The organism is Mannheimia varigena, assembly GCF_013377235.1.
In the GTDB taxonomy this organism is placed as follows: Bacteria; Pseudomonadota; Gammaproteobacteria; order Enterobacterales; family Pasteurellaceae; genus Mannheimia; species Mannheimia varigena.
The window spans coordinates 1,597,576-1,622,054 of sequence record NZ_CP016226.1; the positions used below are offsets into that span (position 1 = coordinate 1,597,576).

Below are 24,479 nucleotides of genomic sequence, written 5' to 3' on the forward strand. Positions count from 1 at the left end.
TAGAATTTTACTCACTTAGGCTTATTCAACCCTAAAGGTTTTGCAAATTTTGGAGGAAAAATGACCGCTTTTATTAAATCAAACCAATGAAAATCTTTGTTAATCTGTGAAGCTGATCACGGTTTCTCTTAGCTAAATTCGTTATGCTTTAACTAACGTATTAACATAGCAAGAGGGACATTCTATGAAACGTAGTCTATTAAATGCTTTTGTATGTGCTGTAATGCTCGGGGTGAATATGAGTTATGCTCAATCTGAACCTAGAGTTGGCGTTACGATTTATAAATATGATGACAACTTTATGATGTTGATGCGTAAAGCGATGAATAAGGAGATAGAAAATTTCCGTCATCTGAAATGGTTTATGAACGATGCTCAAAATTCACAAGTGAAGCAATTAAATCAAGTCGAAGTTTTACTTAATCATAAAGTGAATGTATTGGCGGTAAATATTGTTCACCCTAATGAATCAAAAAACATTGTGGAAAAAGCGAAAGCGAATAATGTACCGATTATATTTTTTAATCGAGATCCAAGCAAACAGGCAATGGAAAGTTATGAAAAGGCTTATTTTGTCAGTAGTAACCCACAAGAAGCAGGCGAAATACAAGGGCAACTCATTGCAAAAGTGTGGAGAGCCAACCCACACTTTGATTTAAATAAAGACGGAAAATTACAATTTGTGCTATTAAAAGGCGAATTGAGCGAAGTGAGTACTTTGCGTTCTCAAGCCGTTATTGATGAGCTTAATCGTCAAGGTATTGCAACAGAAGAAGTTTATAGCGACACAGCAATGTGGCGTTCCGCCATTGCTCGCAATAAAATGAACGAGTGGTTAGTCGCAAAACGTGCCAATGAGATTGAAGTAGTCATTTCAAATAATGATGAAATGGCAATAGGGGCATTAGATGCGTTAAATGCTCACGAGAAAAAACTGCCTCTCTTCGGTATTGATGCCCTGCCGGAAGCTCTAGCTTTAATTAAATCAGGGCAGATGAGCGGTACGGTGCTAGACGATAGTGTCGAACAAGGAAAAGTGGTGATACAACTTGCTGCGAATTTAGCACAAGGTAAGCCGGCTACACAGGGCACAGAGTGGGAAAATAGTCCATCTAAAACCATTTATATTCCACATATTGGCGTAAATAAAGAAAATTTGGAGCAGTTTTTAAAATAATTGCAAAAATTTTAATAAAAGCGACCGCTTGTAATCTACAAACAACATTGCAAGCGGTCATTTTGTCGCAAAAATTTACTATCTCTTGATAGAGTAAATATTCAAAACGCTGCCATAGAATTAAAAAATCCTCCACTTTGTCTTAATTCTGTGAGAATGATCACGGATTGTTTTACAAAAATGGGTTATTCTTCGCACCAAGTTGCTTATGGTAAGCAATGAATATGTCAGGATAAACATATCAAAAGAGGTGATTTCTATGAAGAAAGCAGTATTAAGTGCAGTGGCAATGGCAGTAGCATTAGGTGTGACTATCAGTACAGCACAAGCTGAAAATCGTATTGGTGTAACTATTTATAAATATGACGATAACTTTATGGCATTAATGCGTAAAGAGATTGAAAAAGAGGGGCAAGTGCAAAAAGTTCAGTTATTAATGAACGACTCACAAAACACCCAATCTATCCAGAACGACCAAGTTGATGTATTGCTTTCTAAAGGTGTGAAAGCTTTAGCAATTAACTTAGTCGATCCATCAGCATATAAAACAGTGATTCAAAAAGCGAAAGCTGAAGATATCCCTGTAGTATTCTTTAATAAAGATCCAGGTGCAGCTGCAATTGATAGCTATCCGAAAGCATACTATGTAGGTACAGATCCGAAAGAATCTGGCTTAATTCAAGGTGATTTAATTGCCAAACAGTGGAAAGCGAACCCCGCGTTAGACTTAAATAAAGACGGTAAAATCCAATTTGCGTTATTAAAAGGTGAACCAGGTCACCCAGATGCGGAAGCTCGTACCAAATATGTGGTTGAGGGCTTAAAAGCTAAAGGAATTGATAGCGAGCAAATCTTTATGGACGCAGCATTATGGGATGCAGCTCAAGCGAAAGATAAAGTAGATGCGTGGTTATCAAGCGGTAAAGCGAAAGACATCGAAGTGATCATTTCTAACAACGATGGTATGGCGTTAGGTGCGTTGGAAGCGACTAAAGCACACGGCAAAAAATTACCAATTTTCGGTGTTGATGCGTTACCTGAAGCACTGCAGTTAATTAAGAAAGGTGAGTTAGCCGGTACCGTGTTAAATGATGGTGTGAACCAAGGTAAAGCGGTGGTTCAACTTTCTGCAAACTTAGCTGACGGTAAAGAAGCAACCGCAGGCACACAATGGAAATTAGAGAACCGTGTGGTTCGTATTCCTTATGTGGGTGTAGATAACGACAACTTATCTGAATTTTTAAAATAATTAGCACTTTATGGCACGAGTGATCGTACTCGTGCCTTTTTTTCGAGTTTTTGATATAACAGGGTGAGATATGACAGGCGAAGTACTACTCACAATGACGAACGTTAGCAAGTCGTTTCCAGGTGTAAAAGCGTTAGACCGCACTAACTTAACGGTAAAATCCCATAGTGTTCACGCCTTAATGGGGGAAAATGGGGCGGGTAAATCAACCTTGCTAAAATGTTTATTTGGTATTTACGCCAAAGATGAAGGTGAGATTCTTTTTCTAGGAAAACCAGTTGATTTCAAAACCACAAAAGAGGCATTAGAAAATGGGATTTCAATGGTTCACCAAGAGTTGAATCTGGTAAGACAAGTAACCGTAATGGATAACCTATGGCTAGGGCGTTATCCGTTAAAAGGCCCTTTTGTTGATCACGATAAAATGTATCGTGATACCAAAGCAATTTTTGATGAATTAGATATTGATGTTGATCCACGTGATAAAGTGGCGAAATTATCTGTTTCACAAATGCAGATGATCGAGATTGCTAAAGCATTCTCTTATGATGCCAAAATTGTGATTATGGACGAACCAACTTCCTCGCTTTCAGAAAAAGAAGTTGAGCATCTGTTTAAAATTATTCAAAAACTGAAAGACAGAGGCTGTGGCATTATCTATATTTCTCACAAAATGGACGAAATTTTTAAAATTTGTGATGAAATTACCATTTTGCGAGACGGTAAATGGGTAAATACCGTTGCTATTAAAGATACTTCAATGGATCAAGTGGTTTCAATGATGGTAGGGCGTGAGCTAACTCAACGTTTCCCGGAAAAAACCAATTTACCAAAAGAAGTAATTCTTGAAGTAGAGAATTTAACGGCAAAAAATCAACCTTCTATCCAAGATGTTAGCTTCAGCTTACGCAGAGGGGAAATTTTAGGTATTGCAGGCTTAGTTGGGGCAAAGCGTACTGATATTGTTGAAACCATTTTCGGTGTGCGAGATAAAGCAAGCGGTAAAATTACCTTAAACGGCAAAGAAATCAATAACCGTAACGCCTTTGATGCGATTAATAACGGCTTTGCTCTCGTAACAGAAGAACGTCGCTCAACGGGGATTTATGCAAACCTAAGTATTGAGTTTAACTCATTGATTTCAAATATGAAGTCTTATCTAGGAAAATTTGGTTTGCTGAGCAATAAAAAAATGAAAAGCGACACCCAATGGGTAATTGATTCGATGAATGTCAAAACTCCATCGCATCAAACGCATATCGGCTCACTTTCCGGCGGTAACCAACAAAAAGTGATTATCGGGCGTTGGCTCTTAACCCAACCTGAAATTCTGATGCTTGATGAACCCACTCGTGGTATTGATATTGGGGCAAAATTTGAAATTTATCAGCTGATTTTAGAGTTAGCAAATAAAGATAAAGGGATCATTATGATCTCATCGGAAATGCCCGAATTACTAGGGGTAACAGACCGGATTTTAGTGATGAGTAACGGTAAAGTGGCGGGCATTGTTGAAACTGCCAACACCTCGCAAGAAGAAATCTTGCAACTCGCAGCAAAATATTTATAGACAAGGAGTGAAGTATGTCTGCTTTACAACAAAATAGAACACTCGATTTTTTTAAACAAAATGCGATTTACTTCGTATTATTAATCTTACTTATTGTGATTATTGTGCAAGACCCAAGTTTCTTGAGCTTGCGTAACTTCAGTAACATTTTATCGCAATCTTCTGTGCGTCTTATCATTGCACTAGGTGTTGCAGGCTTGATTGTAACACAGGGTACAGACTTATCCGCCGGTCGCCAAGTTGGCTTAGCGGCGGTAATCTCAGCCACCTTGTTACAATCAATGGAAAATATGAACAAAGTTTTCCCGAACTTATCCGAAATTCCAATTCCTGTTGTAGTTTTAACGGTTTGTGTGATTGGTGGACTTATCGGCTTATTTAATGGTTTTGTGGTAGCTTATCTCAACGTAACACCGTTTATTGCCACAATGGGGACGATGATTATTGTTTATGGGATTAACTCGCTTTACTACGATGCCGTAGGCTCATCGCCAATTGCAGGTTTTAGCGATGACTTCTCAAGTTTTGCACAAGGTTTCTTCCGCTTTGGCGACTTTAGGCTCTCCTACATTACTATTTATGCCGTGATCGCCACTATTATTATGTGGACGTTATGGAATAAAACCCGCTTCGGTAAAAACGTATTTGCGATTGGTGGAAACCCGGAAGCAGCACGCGTTTCTGGCGTAAACGTACCGCTTAACTTAATGGGTATTTATATGCTTTCAGGCATCTTCTACGCATTCGGCGGTATGTTAGAAGCAGGTCGTATCGGTAGTGCAACCAACAACTTAGGCTTTATGTATGAAATGGATGCAATCGCAGCTTGCGTAGTAGGTGGCGTATCATTTGCAGGCGGTGTGGGTACAATCATCGGCGTAGTAACCGGGGTGCTTATCTTCACCGTAATTAACTATGGTTTAACCTACATCGGTGTAAACCCTTACTGGCAATACATCATCAAAGGTGGCATTATCATCTTAGCGGTAGCGATTGACTCGCTCAAATATGCGAAGAAAAAATAGATTTAACCTAGAGATAGAGAGGCAAATAAAAATTTGCCTCTCTTTTTACAAGCGGTCATTTTCTAAGAATTTTTTGCAAAAATTTAAACGAAACCGTTTGCAATTTATTTTTAAAAGGAATAAATTACTCATTAATTAATTTTGGAGAAAGTTATGAACTACTGCGTTAAACATCATCATCACCATTTGACCGATTAATCTTTCGGGCATTTGGCGTGTTCGGAAGATAGCTTCCGAAATATGAATGGTAAACGCAACTCCCAACAGTAACCAATTTATAACCCTTTCGGAAGGCAACTTTCGAAAGGGTTTTTTATTACTTCAAATCTAAGGACATTAAAATGAACAAGCTAACACAACTCGCACTTTTCTCGCTGGCTTTTGCAGGTTCTGCATTGGCTGCACCTAAAACCTTTACTTACTGCTTGGAATCATCGCCGGCAGCCCTTAATCCACAAATCGCCACAGACGGTGCAACCCTTGATGTCGGGCAAGCTCTCTATAACCGCTTGATTGATTTTGAAAAAGGTACAACGAACCTTACTCCTTCCCTTGCCGAGCGTTGGGAAATCAGCGAAGACGGCACAAGTTACATTTTCTATTTACGTCAAAATGTGCCGTTCCACAGCAATAAAAACTTCACACCAAGCCGTAATCTCAATGCTGATGATGTGATTTTCTCCATTAACCGCCAGCTTGACCAAAATAATCCCTATAACAAAGTCTCTGGCGGAAGCTATGAGTTTTTCTACGGAATGAATATGCAAAACATCATCAAAAATGTAGCGAAAATCGATGATTACACCGTAAAAATTGAACTAAATGCTCCGAATGCTCCATTTCTGGCTAACTTAGCGATGGATTTTATGGCAATCTTCTCCGCTGAATATGCCGAACAAATGCAAAAAGCAGGTACACCTGAAAAAGTGGATTTAGAACCAATTGGCACAGGAGCATTCCAATTCTACGGCTACCAAAAAGATGCGACTGTACGTTTTATGGCATTCGACAACTACTGGCAGGGCAAAGCGAAAATCGATCGCCTTGTGTTTAGCATTACCCCAGATGCTTCAGTACGTTTAGCAAAATTAGAGAAAAACGAATGCCAAGCGATGCCTTATCCAAACCCTGCGGATCTGCCAGCCTTAAAAGCCAACTCAAATATCCAAGTATTGGAAAAAGCTGGTCTAAATATTGGTTACATCACGCTCAACACCCGCAAGCCACCGTTTGATAATCCGAAAGTTCGCCAAGCGTTAAATTATGCAGTAAATAAAGAGGAGATTTTAACCTCTGTATATCAAGGCTCGGCAATTAAAGCGAAGAACCCAATGCCATCAACAATTTGGGGCTATAACGAAGAAGTTACAGGCTATGACTTCAACCCTGAAAAAGCAAAACAACTGCTTAAAGAGGCAGGTTTAGAAAACGGTTTTGAAACCGAAATTTGGGCAATGCCGGTTTCCCGCCCTTACAATCCGAACGCTCGCCGAATGGCAGAGATGATCCAAGCGGATTGGAAAGCAATTGGTGTGAATGCGAAGATCGTCAGCTATGAATGGGGTGAATACCTCAAACGAATGGGTAACGGCGAACACACCACAGGAATGATTGGCTGGACAGGCGATAACGGCGACCCTGATAACTTCCTCAACGCCTTATTAAGTTGCAATGCGGTGGAGCAAGGTTCAAACTACGCGGGCTTTTGCGATAAAGAGTTTGACCGCCTCGTGAGTGAAGCTGCCACCATCAGCGATAAAAACAAGCGGTCAGAATTGTACCAAAAAGCACAAACCATCTTTAACGAGCAAGCCCCGTGGCTCCCGATTGCTCACTCAACGGTTTACTTCCCTGTAAGAAAAGAGGTAAAAGGCTATATTCCTAGCCCATTCGTAGCACACAACTTTTATGGGATAGAATTGGAGTAATACAAGCGGCTACTTTTTCATAAACATTTGCAAATTTGAGCTTGCTGGATTAAGGTACGGGCAGATTCATTCGAAAGTTTGGTAAAGCAACCTCATTTTGAAGAAACTCAAAAGGAAGTAGAGAAAATCGAAAAACGTACCTGACAGAATTCTGGATGTTTATATGAGTCTTTGGATCAAGCAACGTAAATTTTTATTAATTTTGCGATCTGCGTCGAAAAATTAAATTTTTTCCATTTACAAACTTATCTTGAATTATAAGATGCCCTCTATCAAGAGGGTATTTTTATGCATAAAGCAATCACATTAATTGAAATGCTAACGGCTATAGCAATTATGGTGATTACTATTTATTTTATCTCACCTGCTATTTTTACTGTTCAAGATAGAACTTCACTCAATAGTGAAATTGAAAATATTCAATCTTTTATTTATAAAATTCAAACTAAAGCTCGTTATAGTAAGCGAAATTATACATTAACCATTTCTCAGCGAAATGAAAAATGGTGTATGGTGGCAGTTATAAAACCTATAAATAGCTCTCAACAAATAATCTGCGATTGTTTAAATAAAAATGGTTGCTCTTCTAGTGAAGAATACCATCTTTATAATCCGAGTAATCAAAATATTATTTTGAAAAATAAAAGTTTATATCCAAAATCTTTTATTAATATTGATGGGGTAAGCGGTCAGCTAGAATCTAAATGTATTAACCTAAGTTTAAATAAAGAGAGTGAGATTTTACAGTTTGAACAACTAGGACGAGTTTATGTGGCAGCGAAAAATAAACGTAGTACCTGTAAAGATTAATTTATCGGCATTTAGTTTGCTTGAGATTTTAATTACCACCGCACTCGGCTCTCTTGTCTTATTGGTTTTTGCTTCTAGTTATACTGATTTTTACCGTTCTCAAATCAAACAACGGGAGCTATTAGCTCTGCAAGCAGATGCTCACCAGATAATAAACTACTTTCAACAACACTTTCAGCATAGTGGTTATCAAGGTCATAAGCGAGCCGACAGTAATTTTGATTTATTTCAGCCTAATGGGAAAAGTTTGAATATTCCAAATCAACGTTGTTTGATTAGTTTTTATGATGTAAACCAAGACGGCTGTTTGGGAAAACGTAGAACAAAGACGACCGCTTGTAAGTTGGATGATCTGAATAATACCCGTGATGTGTTAAAAGAGATATTTGCTTTTAAGCTAGAAAATAATGAAATTTATACTTTCTCGCAGAAATTAGATACTTGTGTGAAAGAGAATTGTTCAAAATTATTAGAGAGTTGTAATGGTGCTTGGAGTAAGTTTACTGAAATAAATAGCGTTAAAGTAAATAAATTAAATTTTAATTGGAAGAAGCAGGATATATTACTTGAAGTGGAAATAGAATTAGAATCGGTAAAAGAGCATAATCCGATTTACTCTGCAAAAAGTTATATTTTTCTACTAAACCATTAGAGGTAAAAATGAAAATTCAGAAAAATGCCAGTGCATTATTAGTTTCATTAATACTAATCTCCTCTATTTTGGCTATATTGTTTTTAACAAAAGAGAAATGGATTAGTCAGCAGAATATTACTCAGTTTTATAGTGAAAAATATCTTTCAGATAAATATCACTTTTTCGCTTTATACAAAGAAGATAAAAATAAACTTTGCCAAAAATTAAAAAAAGAGCTGGTTATTCAATCTGATTTCTCACCTCAGAAATTAAACTTCTTGCAATATCAATTAGAATGCCAATTTAATAGTTTATTCAAAGATAAAAAACCGACTAAAGAGAAATATATACCATTTACACAGCTTTCAGATTATTTAGATTTAGCAAATGTACCGGCACAAGATATTTATACCATTCGCAGCTTATCAGAATTGCCTTCTAGTAGCGAAGATAATCCGAAAATTATTATTGCTCAAAATGAGATTAATGAAAATCTCCCACAGGATTTTTATGGTATTGTGATTACTGATTATCTCTTTGATATTACAGGCAAAAAAATGTATGGTACTTTGTATTCCTCTTTTGATAACGCAAGAGAAGAACGCAATTTAACCTTTAAGAAAGAGGTTATCGCCCAGCTTGAAGCGAAATATTCCTACTGGCAATATTTACCTCATTCCGAAAATACCATAGGGGCAATTGATGAATAAATATAAGGCGGAAAGTACTATTTCACTTTTAGTGGCTATAGCTTTATTTACGATTGTGGTGTTGAGTTTTAGCCATTGGCAATCTGAGCAAAATAGGCGAGTGAATGCCCATTTTCAGCAACAACAGGCAGCGGTGATATTAGAAAATCAAATTGCGTTACAGTTGGCGGGTTTAGATTGTGAACGGCAGATAGAGCAAAATAACATTCGCTATGACATTCAATGCTCAGGGAATAAGCTCAGTATCCGTTTTCCACTTGGCAAAATTGAGCTGAATAATGATTGAATCCCCCCTCGCTTTATTGGACAATAATTCATTAGCGAGGCGTTATTATGTTTACACTTTACCAATCCAACCAAATTTCTTCACTGGCGGAAATGCTGGTGAAAGTTCAGCAAGTTAATCCGCTTGAAGATCCATTTGAACCGGAAACGGTTTTGATCCAAAGTCAAGGAATGGCACAATGGTTGCAAATGCAGATTGCAGAATTAAACGGCATTATGGGCAACTGCAATTTTCTTTATCCAACCACTTTTTTGTGGCAGCAGTATCGTGTACTGTTTCCTGAATTACCGAAAGAGAATATTTTTGAACGCCATTCAATGACTTGGCGGATTATGCGTTTGCTCCCGAATTGCCTAAATCAAGATGAATTTAAGCCCCTTCAGCGGTATTTGGCAAATCAGCCAAACGAGGAGCAGTATCAACTTAAACTCTATCAACTTTCTGCCAAAATTGCCGAATTGTTCGACCAATACTTGGTTTATCGCCCACATTGGTTAGTGCACTGGGAAGAGGGAAATTTACAAGCGGTCGAAAATGAACTAAAAATTGCAATTTCTGCAAAGAATGTCGATCTGAATTTGATTTCAAACGATATTAAATGGCAAAGCCAATTATGGTTGCAGATTATTCAAGATCTGCAAGCTGGGGCAGATGATCGCATATTCACTACCTCGCACCGTGCTTACTTGCAACAAAATTATTTTGAAAAGCTAGATAATCTCACTGAAGCGGAAAAAGCAAAACTGCCAAAGCGTATTTTTATTTTTGGTATTTCTGCGTTCTCGCCGTTGCAGTTAGCGGTGTTTAAAAAATTAAGTGAGCATTGCGATATTCACATCTTTTTTTTCAACCCAAGCGAAAAATATTGGGGCGATAGCGTAGAAGACAAAGTATGGCAAAAGCTCGCCTTAACACATAAAATTTCGCCTGAAGATCTGGAAAATTTGTTAGCAGAGCAGAGCAATAAACTACTCGCCCTTTGGGGAAAACAGGGGCGTGATTTCTTAGCACAGCTAATGGAATTTGAGCCAAATACTATTGATGTATTCCTCGAACCTGAAGAAAACAATAACCTCAACAAACTTAAAAAGCAGATTTTTAGTTCCGTAAATAATGCCACTATTGATGATTTAACCGACGATCACTCTCTTCAAATTCACGCCTGCCATAGCCCAATGCGTGAAGTAGAAGTGTTACATAACCAACTACTGAATTTGTTTGAGAAAGACAAAACCTTACTGCCAAAAGACATCATTGTGATGTCGCCGGATATTAATAAATACGCTCCTTATATTGATGCGGTGTTTTCTCGCAATAAAGGTAGCCGAGATCCACGCTATATTCCGTTTTCGTTATCGGATCAGACGTTTACCAAAATTGATCCAATCATCAATAGTTTTTTGCAACTGCTTGCGATGAAAGAGAGTCAATTTAATGCCGAAGATCTATTTGATTTATTGGAGGTTGGGGCAATTCAATCCCGTTTTTCCTTTAGTGCGGAAGATATTCACACGTTACGAGTGTGGGCGAAAAATGCAGGCGTACGTTCAGGTATTGATATTCAACAGCCTCATTGGCAGAACTACAACTCGTGGGAAAACGGTTTAAATCGTTTACTGCTTGGCTCAAGCTTAAAAGAGGCTCACGGCATTTGGGAAAACACATTAGCATTTGGTGATAGCTACGGCTTAAATGCAGAGCTGGTTGGGCGATTGGCGTCGTTTATTTCAGCTTTATTGGAATGGGTAAAGCTGATTCAGTCGCCACAATCTTTAGAGCAATGGCATTTAGCGGTAAAAATGCTGATTACAGATTTATATCAAGAAAATGCTGAAAATGCCGCCTCTATTTTGCTACTCAATACGGTAAACGATGAAATTTTATCATTGATTTCCGCAACGCATTTTGCTGAAGATCTCCACATTGAGATTTTAGCGTTGTTATTTAACCAGCAATTAAATCAACATACCCAGCAGCTCAATTTCTTGGTTGGGCGAGTCAATTTCGCCACGCTTTTACCAATGCGAGCCATTCCATTTAAAGTGGTTTGTTTGCTTGGAATGAACGAGGCGGATTTTCCCCGTCAGCAGCAAATCAACAGCTTTGATTTAATGCAATATGCCCCACAAAAAGGCGACCGTGCGAAGAGAGATGATGATCGCTATCTCTTTTTGGAAGCCTTACTTTCTGCACAAAATGTGTTTTACATCAGTTACATCGGGCAATCGCAAAAAGACGGCAAAGAGATGTTGCCCTCTATTTTGGTTTCTCAGCTGCTTGATACCATTAGCGATTACTTAACACCTGAATTTAAATCAATGTTCGGAGCGGAAGTTGAGCAAACCTTAGTAAGAAAACAACCGCTTACAGTGTTTAGCAAAAAGAATTTCACTCATCCAAGAGATTATGCCTACAACGCAGAGTGGATTATTAACTCAAACAGTTCCGTACAAGATTTCTTGAGTGAGCCCTTAAGTACGGAAATGGTAACTGATATTGAGATCGAAAACCTTATTCGCTTTGTGCAGAACCCGATTAAATTTTTCTTCGTTAATGTACTAGGTATCTCTTTTAACACTTACGATGATACGATTGATGAAAGCGAAATTTTTACGATGTCTGGGCTGGATAATTACGCTATCTTAAATGAATTATTAAGTGTTAAGCCCGAACAGCAAGAGCAATTTTTTGAGCAAGAACAGCTTAAAGGCAACTTACCGGCATCTAATTTTGCCACAACAACCAAGCAAGATTTAATCGGTAAAATCAGTGATATGCGAGCGACTTTAGCGGACTATTTAGCAAGAGAAAGCACAATTTTAACGCTAAACTACAGCATTGTCATTGATGAGAAAGTGCTCCAACTTAACGACAATATGCCAAATTTATATAGTAATGAAATGGTGCTGTGGCGAGTGGGCGGATTACGAGATAAAGATAAGATTGAAATCTGGATTTATCATTTATTACTTTGTGCTTATTTCCCTCAAAAAACCGTGAAGTTTTATTATTGTGAAGGCGAGCAAACAGGGCAGCTGAGTTTTGAAACACTTTTACCGGAAGATGCTTTAGCTCAATTAACTGTTTATGTGAAGGATTACTTGGCAGGCTTATCGCAAGCTCAGCTGGTGATTTATCAAGGAATTGAAGAGTATCTCAAAAAAGGCGGTGAAAACAGCGAACAGGCACTTTCTCTCCTTGCAGAAGATCGAGAAGGCAGTTATATCAACCGTGTTCTTTCACAAACAATAGAGCTAGATACAGATAACATTTATCAACGTACCATAAATTGGTTTGGGTTGATGAATGAGAAAATGAGGATAAATAGTTAAATACAAGCGGTTGTTTTTGTTGATAAATTTGCAAATAGAATTTTTCTTTCATTTTACTGTCAATAAATTACGACAAATTTTAATTTCAAAAGGAGATGTATGAAATTATCTATTCTAACTAAATTACTGGCAGCCGCTTTTGCTGTTAATGTAATGACTTATCCAGCCTTTGCAGATGTTGCAAAAAATTCGGAAAAAACGATCGCTAGTCAAATACAATTCCAGAGCCAGCAAGGCTTTGAGTTAATTAAGCAGAGCATTAATAAAAGCCCGAATGATAAGGCGATTTATCAAGGTATCAAACTGGATAATGGTATGGAGGTACTACTTATTTCAGATAGCCAAGCGAATAAATCGCTAATGTCTGCCATTATTCCGATTGGCTCGATGGACGATCCTGTTTCTCAGCAAGGGTTAGCTCACTATCTTGAGCATATGATTTTGATGGGCTCAAAAAACTACCCTGAAACCAACAGCTTAGACGGCTTTTTGAACAAAAACGGGGGAATGAATAATGCGTCTACTGCCTCTCACCGTACTGCTTATTATTTACAAGTGAATAATGAGGCGTTTAGTGAGGCCGTGGCACGGTTGGCGGACACACTCGCCTTTCCTCTTCTACTTGAAACCAATGCGAAAAAAGAAGTAAATGCGGTAAACGCTGAGATGGTACGTGCGAAATCCCATGATGGCCATTTGTTGCATAGCGTAAATTTAGCTACTGCAAACCCAGCTCACCCTGCTACAAAATTTGCGGTTGGGAACAAAGAGACATTATCTGACAAGCCGAATAGCAAATTGCAAACCGAGCTGGAGAAATTCTACCAAGAGAATTATTCAGCGAATTTGTTTAAAGTGGTGCTTTATTCCAATCAGTCGATTGAGCAGATGACGAAATTAGCAGTAAATACGTTAGGCAAAATGGAAAACAAAAACCTAAGTGTGCCTCAAATGGTTGAGCCACTTTACCGAGCGGAAGATAAATCGGTTTTTATTCAATATAAGCCGGTGAAATCGACTAAAATGCTCGTGGTTGGCTTTGATTTCCCAAATGATGAAATGCACTTTAAGCACAAAACCGGCGAATATATCGCTTATGTGCTGAATAATAATACCGATGGCACATTGTCAGATTATTTAATTAAGCAAGGGTTATCTGATGGCGGTATTGAAGCGGTAAATACCGCAAACATTGGGCGAGATCGTAGTTCATTTGATATTTATATTGAGCTAACCGATAAAGGCTTGGCTGAGCAAGATAAAGTGATTTCTCTTGTGTTCCAACAAATTGAAAAAATCAAACAAGAAGGTATTCAAGAAAGCTATTTCAATGAAGTGAAAGAGAGCCTGAAACAAGATTTCCAACATCTACAAGTTGAGAAAAATATGGACTTTGTGGAGTTCATTACCGACCAAATGCTCTATTTTCCGTTAGAACACGTTATCGACCAACCTTATGTGGCGGAAACGATGGATAATGAGGCAATTAAAGCGAAATTAGCGGAAATGAATATCGACAATGCCCGTATTATGTTAGTGAGTGATAATGCAGTAACGGATAAGAAAACACCACATTTTGAGGCAGGCTATTCGGTGGCAAAAATCAGCGAGGCTCAAAAACAAAAATGGCTGGATTTCAGCCAAAATCCAACGCTTAATTTACCTGAGTTAAATCCTTATTTCACCACAGATTTCTCGTTAAATGCGGTAGAAAAAGGGCTGACTAAGCCAAAATTATTAGCTGAAAAACAAGGTGAGTTGATTTATGCGATGCCGAGTATGCATTTTGCGACTGATCCGAAAGCCAAAATCAGTATGGTATTTAACATTCATCCAAGACAGGACGATTTAAAAACAGAAACTGCAGCATCAATTTTGGGTTATATGAATAACTTGGCACAAACCAAGCTCGATTTCCAGTCTTCTGTCGCGGGTATGAATTTAAGTTTAGCCCCAGCGGCAAATGGTTTGGTGGCGAGTGCGGAAGGTTATACGCAAAATCTAAGCAAATTGATTTTAGATAGCATCAAACAGTTCAGTACTTTTGAGCTTGATGAAGACATATTAGCTCAGGCTAAACAACATTTACACCAAGTTTTAGATCGTAGCGAGAAAGAAAATAGTCTTAATCAAGCGAATGCGGCATTAACGTCTTTTGCAAGCTATCCTTATTTTGAGATAGCGAAACAACGCAAAATGATCGACCAAATCACGCTAGATGATGTGCAAAAACTCCGTCAACGTATTTTGAATGATGCCACAGGCTTTAAGCTACTTTCGGTCGGGAATTTATCAAATGAGCAGGTTTCCACACTTTCAAACGAAGTACAAGCGGTCATAAAAAACCAAAAATCTGCAAATGCAACAGGGCAGTATCTTGATATTAATGAAAGCAACCGTAAGCTCAATTTCATTAAAAACGTACCGAATGAAGACAACGCCTTGTTAATGGCATTCTTGCCAAATGGCTATGCAGAATTAGAGGGTGTAGTAAGAGCCAGATTGCTGAGAGATATTGTTTCTCGCTGGTATTTCGATGATTTGCGTACCGACAAACAACTTGGTTATGTGGTGTATGCAACTCATACGGCTGTTGGTAAAACCTCAGGCATTCAGTTTATGGTGCAAAGCCCAAATACGACGCCGGCAGGGATTTTAGAACATAACAAGCGTTTCTTTAAAGAAAGCTTCGAGCGTTTACAGAATTTATCTGATGATGAATTTGTAAAATATCGCAATAGCTTGGTCGAAAAACTGCAATATAAGCCAGAATCTTTAGCAGAAGAATTTGCCGAATTTGGTTCAGACTTTAGCAGAAATAATGCGAAATTTGACCGCTTGCAACAAGTGATTGAGCTAACTAAAGGGCTAACTAAGGCAGATATTGTAGCGTTTTACCAAAAAGCGGTCATCGATCAGAAAGGTTTAGTATTCGTTAGCCAAGCTGTCGGCACAAAAACCAAAGCAGAAGATGTAGCGAAGTTTAACGATTTCGAACAAGTTGAAAGCATTGAAAAGCTACAACGAGAATTTGACATTAAAGACTACTAAGTAGAAAAAAGCCACCTTTCGGTGGCTTTTGTTTATCTCTGATTTCATTAATCTACAATCTTCACAGGATATAAGTAAGTATATCCGAATGGGCTTTGTTTGTAGCCTTCTACACGTTTGCTAGTTGGAGCAAAGTTAATTGAGTGAGCTACGTTAATCCAAGGTGCTTGCTCACGCAAAATCACTTGAGCCTGTTCGTATAATTTGGTGCGTTCTGCTTTATCAGATGAACCTAACGCTTTTTCCAATAACGCATCTAACTCTGGATTGCTGAAGCGTGCGTAGTTGCTGTTGCCCACATTTGGCGTGCCGAACAGTGGTGATAAGAAGTTATCCGGGTCACCATTGTCACCAGACCAACCGTAAGTCCCCGCAGTTAATTCGCCTGCTTTGGTGCGCTTGATGTAATCGCCCCATTCGTAGGTTACTAAGTTCGCTTTCACACCGATTTTCGCCCAGTCAGCTTGAATGATTTCTGACATACGGCGTGGGTTCGGGTTAGAAGCACGCACAACCGGTTGCACCCATAAATCGGTTTCAAAACCGTTCGGGAAGCCTGCTTCCGCTAATAACTGTTTCGCTTTTTCGATGTTGTATTCAGACTCAGGTAAGCTGTCGTTGTAGCCCCAAATCGTTGGTGGAAGAGGGTTTTTCGCCGCAAAGCCGTTGCCTTGATAAACCACATCAATGATCGCTTTTTTATCTACCGCTAAATTTAACGCTTGACGAACTTTCACGTTATCAAATGGCGCTTTTTCGGTATTGAACGCCACATAAGCGATATTTAAGCCCGGTTGAGATAATAAATTCACCTTCGGATCAGTTTTCATTTTCTCAATGTCGGTTGCATTCGGGAAGTCCATTAAATCGCACTGACCTGCCTGTAGTTTCGCATAACGAGCAGTTGCATCCGGCACGATTTCAAAGATCAAGCGGTCGATATCCGGCTTGCCTTTCCAATACTCTTTATTCGCCACATAGCGGCTTGCTTGGTCTAATACATAGCCACTAAATACAAACGGACCTGTGCCGATTGGGGTAGTATCCACCAATTCTGGCGTGCCAGCTTTCATCATTTTATCCGCATATTCCGCCGAATAAATTGAGGTGAAATCCATACCAAGGCTTGATAAGAACGAAGCATCACGTTTGGTTAAGGTAATACGCACTGTGTTGTCGTCTAATTTCTCCACCGATTTCAATAATGTTGGGAATTTCATCGCATTGAAGTACGGATAAGTTGCTTTAGAAACCGTATGGTATGGGTGATTTTTATCTAGCTGGCGGTTGAATGAGAACACCACGTCATCTGCGTTGAAGTTACGGCTTGGGGTGAAATCTTTGTTTGAGTGGAATTTCACGCCTTGGCGTAATTTGAAGGTGTAAGTTAAACCATCTTCGCTGATTTTCCAGCTTTCTGCTAATGCCGGTTCGATATCGGTTGTACCTGGAACAAATTCCACCAAGCGGTTATAAATTTGTTGTGAGCTTGCGTTATAAGACAAACCGTCCATCACTAAAATCGGGCTAAAGCCCGTCGGCGAACGACTCACGCAGTTTACAAAAGTTTTCTCTACAGCCGGTTTTGCTGCTGGGGCTGAAGCGGTTTTATTGTCGCTTGCTTTATCATCACAAGCTGTTAAGGATAATGCCACCAACACACTTGCACTGATTTTGGTTAAAGTTGAAAATTTCATAGTTTCTCCGATAAGTTTAGAGCTAATTAGGAAGAGGGTACTCTTTCTTATATCAAGAGTAAAGAACAAAAAGGTATTCTGCTATAACGAAACGATATAAAAATATAGGAGAAATATGACTGCCTTGTAAGAAACTAATCCGCCCGAAGTGACACTTCGCCAATACCAAAACTTTGTACGGTTTCGCCTTGTTGGAGCAGTAATTCGCCTTGTTCGTTAATGCCGAGCGAGATGCCGTGGATTTCGTTGGATTCGGTGACGAGTTTTACCGCTTTATGGCGGAAAATATCGAATGCTTGCCAGCGTTCGGCGTAGTGGGAGAAACCGACAAGCGGGTAAATTTTGAGATTTTTTTGTAACTCGAAGGCGAGCTGGCAAGCGAGTTGGTTACGGTTGAAATGGTATTGCGATAAATCTGCCCACGCTTGAGTCACCACACTTTCATCCACTTTCGTCATTCCTAAATTCAAGCCGATGCCAATCACCAAATTCAAACCGTTGCGGCTAGCTTTGCTTTCGAGCAAAATGCCGCCCATTTTTTTGCCTTGGTAGTAAATGTCGTTCGGCCATTTGATCTGAATATCTGCCACATTTTGAGCTTGCAGGCTTTCGGCAATAATTAGTGACACCACCAAACTAAGCGAGGGCAAATTAGCGGCATCTTCCGCTGAATAATGCCATAAAATCGAGAAATAGAGATTTTCGCTCTTGGGCGAATACCACGTCCGCCCCCGCCTGCCACGCCCCGCGGTCTGTTTTTCCGCTAGGCAAACCGTGCCGTTTTCGAGCTCTTGATGATGGGTGAGCAAATATTCATTCGTGGAATCAATTTCATCAAACACGATGGCTTTGCCACAAATTAAGGCTTGTTGGATTTGGGATTGGTTGAGTTTCATTTTGCCCCCTTGGCCGGTTTAGCGAGTGATTTGGTCGCTGTCCACTTCGCCATTTTTGCCCATAAAACGGACTTCCGGCACGATTTCCACACCGAATTTTTCTCGCACTTTTTGGCGGACCGTTTTCGCTAATGTAGCAACATCCTTTCCTGTAGCGTTCGCTTTATTAATCAGTACTAAGGCTTGTTGGGTATGCACTGCCGCCCCGCCAATTTGGACGCCTTTTAGTTCTGCTTGATCAATCAACCAACCGGCGGCGAGTTTTACCGTGCCATCGGCTTGTTGATAATTTGGTATTGTCGGAAATTTGGCTTGAATTTCGGCAAATTGTGCGGCAGGAATCACCGGATTTTTGAAGAAACTGCCGGCATTGCCAAATTCGTCTGGGTTCGGCAATTTGGACGAGCGTACCGCACAGACTTCATCAAATACCTGTTTTGGCGTGACGGTTTGCGGATCAAATTGGGTAAGTGAGCCGTAACTGAGCACTGGCTGCCACGCTTTCACCAATTTTAAGCCGACTGAAATAATCGCAAATTCATCACGATATTGGTGTTTGAACACGCTTTCGCGGTAGCCAAATTCGCATTCGGCTTTGCTCAAGGTGAAACGTTCGCCAGTGCGTAAATTCAGCACTTCGACAAAATCGCACACTCGCTCAAATTCCACGCCGTACGCCCCGATATTTTGAATTGGAGCAGAGCCTGCCACGCCCGGAATTAAGGCTAAATTTTCCAAGCCTGCCATATTGCGGTCTAACGTCCATTTCACTAATTCGTGCCAATTTTCACCGCCTTGAACGTGTAAATAGTGAAATTGCTCATCTTCACGGTGTTCAATCCCTTTCAGTTTATTGACTAAAACCACACCGTCAAAATCGTCTAAAAATAGCACGTTCGAGCCCTGCCCGAGAATTAAAATCGGCTGGTTGGCGTGAAAGGCGTTTTGCCATTCGGTAAGCAGCTGCTCAACGCTGGTAAATTCAATAATTTGTGCTGCTTTTGCAGGTAAATGGAATGTGTGGAAAGGGGTTAAACTCTGTTTCATAATTCAATTGGGTTGTATGGAGATGGAATACAAGCGGTGATTTTTGAGCGGTATTTTGCAATTATAGAGGCAGCCTAACTGCTGCCTCTAAATGATCTTATCTAGCTCCAAATACCACAATAGTTTTGCCGTGGGCGGAGATCAAACCTTCGTCTTCCAACATTTTCATAATGCGTCCAACAGTTTCACGCGAGCAGCCGACCATTTGCCCGATTTCTTGGCGGGTAATTTTGATCTGCATACCTTGTGGGTGAGTCATGGCGTCCGGCATTTTGGCCAAGTTTAGCAAGGTTTGGGCAATGCGTCCTGCAACGTCTAAAAAGGCAAGATTACCTACTTGGCGTGAAGTTTGGCGTAAACGGCGAGCCATTTGGGCGGAGAGGTACATCAAAATATCAGGATTTAAATGCACAAGTTGTTTGAATTTTTTATAGGAGATTTCTGCAATTTCGCAAGGTCCTTTGGTGCGAACATAAGCAGTGCGTTGCTGCACTTTTTCCTCAAATAGACTTAACTCGCCCACAAACTCGCCTGTGCCTAAGTTAGTTAAAAGCATCTCTCTAGTTTCATCATCCTTGATGTAAACAGATACAGAACCATTTACAATATAAAAAAGAGATTGAGCATCTTCACCTGCATGAATTAACGTATATTTAGCAGGATAACGATGGATATGACAGTGGGTTAAAAACCACTCAACCGCTGGGTCGTGAATCGAGGGCGGAGGTGTTACATTTTCAAGTGGTGCTGTTGAGAGCGTCATATCTTGCATAGTATTTCCTATAACTCTTTATACTAGATTAAATTTTTGAGATTCTAGCACGAAATTAACTATTAGCCTAAGAAAGATTTTTTGTCTTTAATATCAAGGCTTTCGTGCAATTCAGACCAAACGATGACCACTTTATCGGCCTTTAGTTGGGAGAGTAAGCGTTCTCTTTTTTCTTCCAAAGAAAGCTCGGTTTCACCGTAGTCTGTGCCTTCCCGTAAAATGAAAGAATCCAGTATATTATGTAATGTGGATTCCTCTAAGTCCTGCCAAGGTATAATCATATTAGTCGAATAAAGGCTTAATAAATGCCCACTGTTTTTCAAAATGTTGATGCTGGTTATAGCTGAAATTTGAGCGAACCAAACGTAAAAATTGCCCTTCGCAAAAATTTACCAAATAACCCGCCAATGCACGCTCATCTTCAAAGGATTTGCGTTCACGTAATTTGCTAAGTTGTAAGATATTGGCAAATTGTAATTCCAAATTATCAAAGAATTTGGCAACACGAGCTTTCAGCATATTCTCTTCAAACATTAAGGCGTGTCCTGTCAGAATACGGGTTACGCCCGGATTTTTACGAGCAAATTCTAAAATAGTATAAAGAATGGCTCGTACTGAATTTGCACTGCTATCTTGGCGTTTATTGGCGTGAATATAGCTGGTAAGTGTTTGCTCAATTTTCTCTATGAGTGCTTCAAACATTTTTGTTTTGCTTGGAAAATAGCGATATAACGCTCCTTCCGATACCCCCACGGCCGCTGCTAAACGCTCGGTGGTTACACGCTGCATTCCATCTTCAGAATTTAATAAGCCGATTAAAACTTCCAACACTTGTTGGCGGCGTTCCACCACGGATTTTTTCGGCATCTTGATTTTTGGTTCTGTCATTTTTCTTCCCGATTACTGCTTACCCGAATGCCCGAAACCACCTTCGCCACGTTCGGTTTGTTCAAAATCTTGCACAATATTAAAATTTGCTTGAACGATTGGCACAAAAACCAGCTGAGCGATACGGTCGCCCACATTGACGGTAAAATCTTCTTTACTTCTGTTCCAAAGCGAAACCATTAACGGACCTTGATAGTCGCTATCGATCAGCCCAACTAAGTTACCTAACACGATCCCGTTTTTATGCCCTAAGCCAGATCTGGGTAAGATCACCGCAGCTAAGTTTGGATCTGCAATATAAATCGAAATCCCTGTTGGGATCAAAACGGTTTCGCCTGCTTTTACTGTTAGCGGTTCGTTGATCATCGCTCGCAAATCCAAGCCTGCTGAACCCGTTGTCGCATAAGCCGGAAGCGGGAATTCCGCTCCGATACGGCTATCTAAAATTTTTAAATCGATCTGTTTCATTGTTTATCCTTTTTGTAAATTTTTTATCTTTTTTGACCGCTTGTAAAAACACCTAATTTATTTGTTTCGATAACGTTCTATTATTTCGTGTACTAAATTTTCCGCCAGCTTATTTTTATCCGCTAGCGGTAATTTTTTCTCTCCGTTTTTCCAGAACAAATGAAGCGAGTTTTGATCCTGCCCGAACACTTGCCCACCTGAAACATCATTCGCACAAATCATATCGAGGTTTTTGCGTTGCAGTTTTGATTTGGCATATTCCGCTACATTTTGTGTTTCTGCTGCAAAACCAACCACAAAGGGGCGATTTTCTGCAAGATTAGCAACATTAGCGATAATATCGGGGTTTTTGACTAGTTTGAGTGTGAGTTCATCACTGTCATCGGTTTTCTTGATTTTTTGGTTGGAAACTTCCGCCATTCGATAATCTGCCACCGCCGCACAGCCGATGAAAATTGCAGATTTTTGAGCAAATTTGACCGCTTGCTGCTCCATTTCTAAAGCGGATTGCACATCAATGCGTTCAACATTATCGGGTGTTGGTAAATTCACCGGTCCACTAATCAGCGTTACGTTCGCCCCACGTTCGGCAAAGGCTTTGGCTATGGAGTAGCCCATTTTGCCGGAGCTATGATTGCTGATATAACGTACAGGGTCGATAGCCTCACGAGTCGGGCCTGCGGTAATAGTTACATTCAAACCTTGTAAATCTTGATTTTTAGCGAAGTGAGCCAGCACGGCTTGGTAGATTTCTTCGGGTTCAGACATACGCCCGGCTCCTACATCACCACAGGCTTGGAAACCATTGTTAGGACCGATAAATTGCATCCCACGAAAGATGAGGGTAGTGATATTCTCTTGTACCGCCAGTTGTTTATACATTTGTTGATTCATTGCAGGAGCAAGCAGTATAGGGCTTGCAGTCGCAAGGCAAATAGTGGAGAGCAAATCATTTCCCATTCCCACTCGCAGCCGAGCGATAAAATCAGCACTTGCAGGGGCAATTACCACTAAATCCGCCCATTTTGCTAATTCAATATGCCCCATTGCCAGCTCGGCTTGAGGGTCGAGTAGGGAAGTAGAAACGGCATTACCTGAAATTGCCTGTAAGGTTAAAGGCGTTACAAAAGCCTCTGCGGCAGGGGTTAAGACTACTCGTACTTCCGCATTTGCCTTTTTTAAGTGGCGGATAAATTCAATGGTTTTGTAAGCGGCAATTCCTCCTGTAATGCCCACTAAAATTTTTTTATTTTGTAACATCCTAATTTCCTTTGACTTGAATTTTTTGCCTATTTTAACGGAATAAGTAATTGCTCACAACAAAACTATTTTTGCGATCTGGCTCGAAAAATTGAATAAATCCTTTTGTCTGCAAAGGTTGGCTCTTTTATGCTTAACGAAATTGATGGAGGAAAAAATGAACGATTTTTTTGATGAAGACTCTCAAGAGCCAACGATAATGCCGCGTGAGAAATTATTAACTCACGGGGCAGCAGCTTTAACAGATGCGGAATTATTAGCAATTTTCTTACGGACAGGTACAAAAGATGTCCCTGTAATGACATTGGCAGAAAGCGTATTAATGGTGTTTGGTTCATTGCGTCAATTACTCAATGCCGATATTGATGAATTTTGTAAAATTTATGGATTAGGTAAAACGAAATATATTCAGTTACAAGCCTCCAAAGAAATGACTAAACGCTATTTGGCTCAACAAATGGAATTTAGTGAGATGATTCAAGCTCCTTATATGGCAATAATGTATTTTCAAACAGAATTAGAGGAAGAAGAGCGAGAAGTGTTTATGGTATTGTTTTTGGATAATCAAAACCGTTTAATTTATAAAGAGAAAATGTTCTTTGGCACAATAAACCAAACCGCCGTTCACCCACGAGAAATTATCAAAAGAGCGTTGAAATATAATGCTGCGGCTATTATTGTGGCACATAATCACCCCTCTGGTTCTTGCTTGCCAAGTGAGTCAGATAGAAGTCTAACGAAGAAGATAGAAATGGCGTGTGAGTTGGTGGATATTCGCTTTGTCGATCATATTATTGTGGGAAAAGGAGATTATTTTTCGTTTGAGGAAGAAAAGTTAGATATTCAAACTCATTAAGTTTTTGCAAAATTTTGTTAGAAAATTATTCACAATCCTTTGTAAGGATTGTTCACAGCTTCGCTGCCGTTGGCAAAGCCAACGTTCAAAAGCGATGCTTTTTGTGACAGCTTGTTTCGTTCTCTCTTTAATATTTTTCCTGAAATAGTAAAAAGATACGCATATAAATTCTACTTGAATATAACGAATGAAGGCTGTATAATCCGCAGTCTTTATTACATAGACTGTGGTCGGGTTAATGCCTGACGAGGCAATCAAAATCGGAGGGGTTGGTTGAGCAACGCCTTTTGTGAGATCGCCCGAACCATTTTTAAGCTTAAAATTATTGGAGAAATTCAAATGTCAAGAGTTTGCCAAGTAACCGGCAAGCGTCCAGCAGTTGGTAACAACCGCTCACACGCAATGAATGCGACTAAACGTCGTTTCTTACCAAACCTTCACACTCACCGTTTCTGGGTTGAGAGCGAAAACCGTTTCGTAACTTTACGCTTAACAGCGAAAGGTATGCGTATTATCGATAAAAAAGGCATTGATGCAGTATTAGCTGAAATCCGTGCTCGTGGCGAAAAAATCTAAGGAGCTAAAAAATGGCAGCTAAAGGCGCTCGTGAGAAAATCCGTTTAGTTTCTACAGCAGAAACTGGCCACTTCTACACAACAGACAAAAACAAACGTAATATGCCAGAAAAAATGGAAATCAAAAAATTTGATCCAGTTGTGCGTAAACACGTTATCTACAAAGAAGCAAAAATCAAATAATTTTGCTTTAAAATAAAAAACCCAGCATTCGCTGGGTTTTTTATTTTAATTGTCCTCTTTGAGGA

22 protein-coding genes and 1 other annotated feature are annotated in these 24,479 nt (G+C 39.7%); of the genes, 14 read left to right on the forward strand and 8 right to left on the reverse strand.

Annotated elements, in window-relative coordinates; translation table 11 throughout:
* Window positions 1-184: 184 nt before the first annotated feature.
* The 11 genes from A6B40_RS07490 to ptrA all read left to right on the forward strand — a co-directional run bounded on the left by A6B40_RS07490 (window position 185) and on the right by ptrA (window position 15,772).
* The gene (locus A6B40_RS07490) at window positions 185-1,177 is read left to right on the forward strand and encodes a substrate-binding domain-containing protein (RefSeq protein ID WP_176672009.1); all 993 of its coding nucleotides are present in this window, start codon (window positions 185-187) and stop codon (window positions 1,175-1,177) included.
* Window positions 1,178-1,436: 259 nt separating this feature from the next.
* Window positions 1,437-2,426 carry a galactose/glucose ABC transporter substrate-binding protein MglB gene (mglB, locus tag A6B40_RS07495; RefSeq protein WP_176672010.1) on the forward strand — a complete coding sequence of 330 codons (990 nt, stop codon included), beginning with the start codon at window positions 1,437-1,439 and terminating at the stop codon, window positions 2,424-2,426.
* A gap of 70 nt (window positions 2,427-2,496) precedes the next feature.
* Complete coding sequence (gene mglA, locus A6B40_RS07500) at window positions 2,497-3,996, forward strand: galactose/methyl galactoside ABC transporter ATP-binding protein MglA (RefSeq protein WP_176672011.1); 1,500 nt, start codon at window positions 2,497-2,499, stop codon at window positions 3,994-3,996.
* 14 nt (window positions 3,997-4,010) lie between these two features.
* Window positions 4,011-5,021, forward strand: coding sequence for a galactose/methyl galactoside ABC transporter permease MglC (mglC, locus tag A6B40_RS07505; protein ID WP_025236882.1), 1,011 nt, complete (start codon window positions 4,011-4,013; stop codon window positions 5,019-5,021).
* A gap of 173 nt (window positions 5,022-5,194) precedes the next feature.
* Window positions 5,195-5,337: a sequence feature (His leader region), on the forward strand.
* Window positions 5,338-5,362: 25 nt separating this feature from the next.
* Window positions 5,363-6,949: an ABC transporter substrate-binding protein gene (locus tag A6B40_RS07510; RefSeq protein WP_176672012.1), complete on the forward strand. Its 1,587-nt coding sequence runs from the start codon at window positions 5,363-5,365 to the stop codon at window positions 6,947-6,949.
* A 288-nt stretch (window positions 6,950-7,237) separates the two neighbouring features.
* Entirely contained in the window at window positions 7,238-7,759 is a 522-nt protein-coding gene (locus A6B40_RS07515; RefSeq protein ID WP_176672014.1) for a pilus assembly FimT family protein, read from the forward strand.
* The gene (locus A6B40_RS07520; protein WP_176672016.1) at window positions 7,719-8,411 is read left to right on the forward strand and encodes a PulJ/GspJ family protein; all 693 of its coding nucleotides are present in this window, start codon (window positions 7,719-7,721) and stop codon (window positions 8,409-8,411) included. Before A6B40_RS07515 ends, A6B40_RS07520 begins: the two co-directional genes overlap by 41 nt.
* An 8-nt stretch (window positions 8,412-8,419) precedes the next feature.
* Window positions 8,420-9,103 carry a DUF2572 family protein gene (locus A6B40_RS07525; RefSeq protein WP_176672018.1) on the forward strand — a complete coding sequence of 228 codons (684 nt, stop codon included), beginning with the start codon at window positions 8,420-8,422 and terminating at the stop codon, window positions 9,101-9,103.
* Window positions 9,096-9,389, forward strand: a complete 294-nt coding sequence (locus A6B40_RS07530) for a DUF5374 domain-containing protein (protein WP_176672019.1) — start codon at window positions 9,096-9,098, stop codon at window positions 9,387-9,389. The genes A6B40_RS07525 and A6B40_RS07530 overlap by 8 nt, the downstream gene beginning before the upstream one ends.
* 47 nt (window positions 9,390-9,436) lie before the next feature.
* Entirely contained in the window at window positions 9,437-12,721 is a 3,285-nt protein-coding gene (gene recC, locus A6B40_RS07535) for an exodeoxyribonuclease V subunit gamma (RefSeq protein WP_176672021.1), read from the forward strand.
* A 99-nt stretch (window positions 12,722-12,820) separates the two neighbouring features.
* Window positions 12,821-15,772, forward strand: coding sequence for a pitrilysin (gene ptrA, locus A6B40_RS07540; protein ID WP_176672023.1), 2,952 nt, complete (start codon window positions 12,821-12,823; stop codon window positions 15,770-15,772).
* Window positions 15,773-15,819: 47 nt separating this feature from the next.
* Here the strand turns inward: ptrA and A6B40_RS07545 are convergent, their stop codons facing one another.
* The 8 genes from A6B40_RS07545 to coaBC form a co-directional block, all read right to left on the reverse strand.
* Window positions 15,820-17,469, reverse strand: a complete 1,650-nt coding sequence (locus tag A6B40_RS07545; protein WP_176672025.1) for an ABC transporter substrate-binding protein — start codon at window positions 17,467-17,469, stop codon at window positions 15,820-15,822.
* 134 nt (window positions 17,470-17,603) lie between these two features.
* On the reverse strand, window positions 17,604-18,365 hold the full coding sequence (locus A6B40_RS07550) for a biotin--[acetyl-CoA-carboxylase] ligase (protein ID WP_176672026.1): 762 nt from the start codon (window positions 18,363-18,365) through the stop codon (window positions 17,604-17,606).
* Window positions 18,366-18,383: 18 nt separating this feature from the next.
* Entirely contained in the window at window positions 18,384-19,412 is a 1,029-nt protein-coding gene (gene murB, locus A6B40_RS07555) for a UDP-N-acetylmuramate dehydrogenase (protein WP_176672027.1), read from the reverse strand.
* 97 nt (window positions 19,413-19,509) lie between these two features.
* The gene (gene crp / locus A6B40_RS07560) at window positions 19,510-20,184 is read right to left on the reverse strand and encodes a cAMP-activated global transcriptional regulator CRP (RefSeq protein WP_025216508.1); all 675 of its coding nucleotides are present in this window, start codon (window positions 20,182-20,184) and stop codon (window positions 19,510-19,512) included.
* A gap of 62 nt (window positions 20,185-20,246) precedes the next feature.
* Window positions 20,247-20,465: a YheU family protein gene (locus tag A6B40_RS07565; RefSeq protein WP_025216509.1), complete on the reverse strand. Its 219-nt coding sequence runs from the start codon at window positions 20,463-20,465 to the stop codon at window positions 20,247-20,249.
* A gap of 1 nt (window position 20,466) precedes the next feature.
* Window positions 20,467-21,072 (reverse strand): nucleoid occlusion factor SlmA, encoded by a 606-nt coding sequence (gene slmA / locus A6B40_RS07570; RefSeq protein ID WP_025216510.1) that lies wholly within the window; start codon window positions 21,070-21,072, stop codon window positions 20,467-20,469.
* 12 nt (window positions 21,073-21,084) lie between these two features.
* Window positions 21,085-21,540 carry a dUTP diphosphatase gene (gene dut / locus A6B40_RS07575; protein WP_025247145.1) on the reverse strand — a complete coding sequence of 152 codons (456 nt, stop codon included), beginning with the start codon at window positions 21,538-21,540 and terminating at the stop codon, window positions 21,085-21,087.
* A gap of 57 nt (window positions 21,541-21,597) precedes the next feature.
* Entirely contained in the window at window positions 21,598-22,800 is a 1,203-nt protein-coding gene (gene coaBC / locus A6B40_RS07580; RefSeq protein ID WP_176672028.1) for a bifunctional phosphopantothenoylcysteine decarboxylase/phosphopantothenate--cysteine ligase CoaBC, read from the reverse strand.
* 157 nt (window positions 22,801-22,957) lie between these two features.
* Between coaBC and radC the strand changes: the two genes are divergently transcribed.
* From radC to rpmG, 3 genes are all read left to right on the forward strand, one after another.
* Complete coding sequence (radC, locus tag A6B40_RS07585; protein ID WP_235068748.1) at window positions 22,958-23,656, forward strand: RadC family protein; 699 nt, start codon at window positions 22,958-22,960, stop codon at window positions 23,654-23,656.
* A gap of 339 nt (window positions 23,657-23,995) precedes the next feature.
* Entirely contained in the window at window positions 23,996-24,232 is a 237-nt protein-coding gene (gene rpmB, locus A6B40_RS07590; protein ID WP_006251446.1) for a 50S ribosomal protein L28, read from the forward strand.
* A gap of 11 nt (window positions 24,233-24,243) precedes the next feature.
* Window positions 24,244-24,414 (forward strand): 50S ribosomal protein L33, encoded by a 171-nt coding sequence (rpmG, locus tag A6B40_RS07595; RefSeq protein ID WP_005613503.1) that lies wholly within the window; start codon window positions 24,244-24,246, stop codon window positions 24,412-24,414.
* The last annotated feature ends 65 nt before the right edge of the window (window positions 24,415-24,479 follow it).

Excerpts from the sequence above, each read along its gene's own strand:
- murB (WP_176672027.1), bottom strand. The coding sequence starts at position 19,412 with ATGAAACAGAGTTTAACCCCTTTCCACACATTCCATTTACCTGCAAAA.
- A6B40_RS07530 (WP_176672019.1), top strand. The coding sequence starts at position 9,096 with ATGAATAAATATAAGGCGGAAAGTACTATTTCACTTTTAGTGGCTATA.
- mglC (WP_025236882.1), top strand. The coding sequence starts at position 4,011 with ATGTCTGCTTTACAACAAAATAGAACACTCGATTTTTTTAAACAAAAT.
- dut (WP_025247145.1), bottom strand. The coding sequence starts at position 21,540 with ATGAAACAGATCGATTTAAAAATTTTAGATAGCCGTATCGGAGCGGAA.
- mglA (WP_176672011.1), top strand. The coding sequence starts at position 2,497 with ATGACAGGCGAAGTACTACTCACAATGACGAACGTTAGCAAGTCGTTT.
- A6B40_RS07510 (WP_176672012.1), top strand. The coding sequence starts at position 5,363 with ATGAACAAGCTAACACAACTCGCACTTTTCTCGCTGGCTTTTGCAGGT.
- A6B40_RS07565 (WP_025216509.1), bottom strand. The coding sequence starts at position 20,465 with ATGATTATACCTTGGCAGGACTTAGAGGAATCCACATTACATAATATA.
- coaBC (WP_176672028.1), bottom strand. The coding sequence starts at position 22,800 with ATGTTACAAAATAAAAAAATTTTAGTGGGCATTACAGGAGGAATTGCC.
- crp (WP_025216508.1), bottom strand. The coding sequence starts at position 20,184 with ATGCAAGATATGACGCTCTCAACAGCACCACTTGAAAATGTAACACCT.
- mglB (WP_176672010.1), top strand. The coding sequence starts at position 1,437 with ATGAAGAAAGCAGTATTAAGTGCAGTGGCAATGGCAGTAGCATTAGGT.
- A6B40_RS07550 (WP_176672026.1), bottom strand. The coding sequence starts at position 18,365 with ATGAAACTCAACCAATCCCAAATCCAACAAGCCTTAATTTGTGGCAAA.
- A6B40_RS07515 (WP_176672014.1), top strand. The coding sequence starts at position 7,238 with ATGCATAAAGCAATCACATTAATTGAAATGCTAACGGCTATAGCAATT.
- rpmG (WP_005613503.1), top strand. The coding sequence starts at position 24,244 with ATGGCAGCTAAAGGCGCTCGTGAGAAAATCCGTTTAGTTTCTACAGCA.
- rpmB (WP_006251446.1), top strand. The coding sequence starts at position 23,996 with ATGTCAAGAGTTTGCCAAGTAACCGGCAAGCGTCCAGCAGTTGGTAAC.
- A6B40_RS07520 (WP_176672016.1), top strand. The coding sequence starts at position 7,719 with ATGTGGCAGCGAAAAATAAACGTAGTACCTGTAAAGATTAATTTATCG.
- A6B40_RS07525 (WP_176672018.1), top strand. The coding sequence starts at position 8,420 with ATGAAAATTCAGAAAAATGCCAGTGCATTATTAGTTTCATTAATACTA.
- A6B40_RS07545 (WP_176672025.1), bottom strand. The coding sequence starts at position 17,469 with ATGAAATTTTCAACTTTAACCAAAATCAGTGCAAGTGTGTTGGTGGCA.
- ptrA (WP_176672023.1), top strand. The coding sequence starts at position 12,821 with ATGAAATTATCTATTCTAACTAAATTACTGGCAGCCGCTTTTGCTGTT.
- recC (WP_176672021.1), top strand. The coding sequence starts at position 9,437 with ATGTTTACACTTTACCAATCCAACCAAATTTCTTCACTGGCGGAAATG.
- slmA (WP_025216510.1), bottom strand. The coding sequence starts at position 21,072 with ATGACAGAACCAAAAATCAAGATGCCGAAAAAATCCGTGGTGGAACGC.
- A6B40_RS07490 (WP_176672009.1), top strand. The coding sequence starts at position 185 with ATGAAACGTAGTCTATTAAATGCTTTTGTATGTGCTGTAATGCTCGGG.
- radC (WP_235068748.1), top strand. The coding sequence starts at position 22,958 with ATGAACGATTTTTTTGATGAAGACTCTCAAGAGCCAACGATAATGCCG.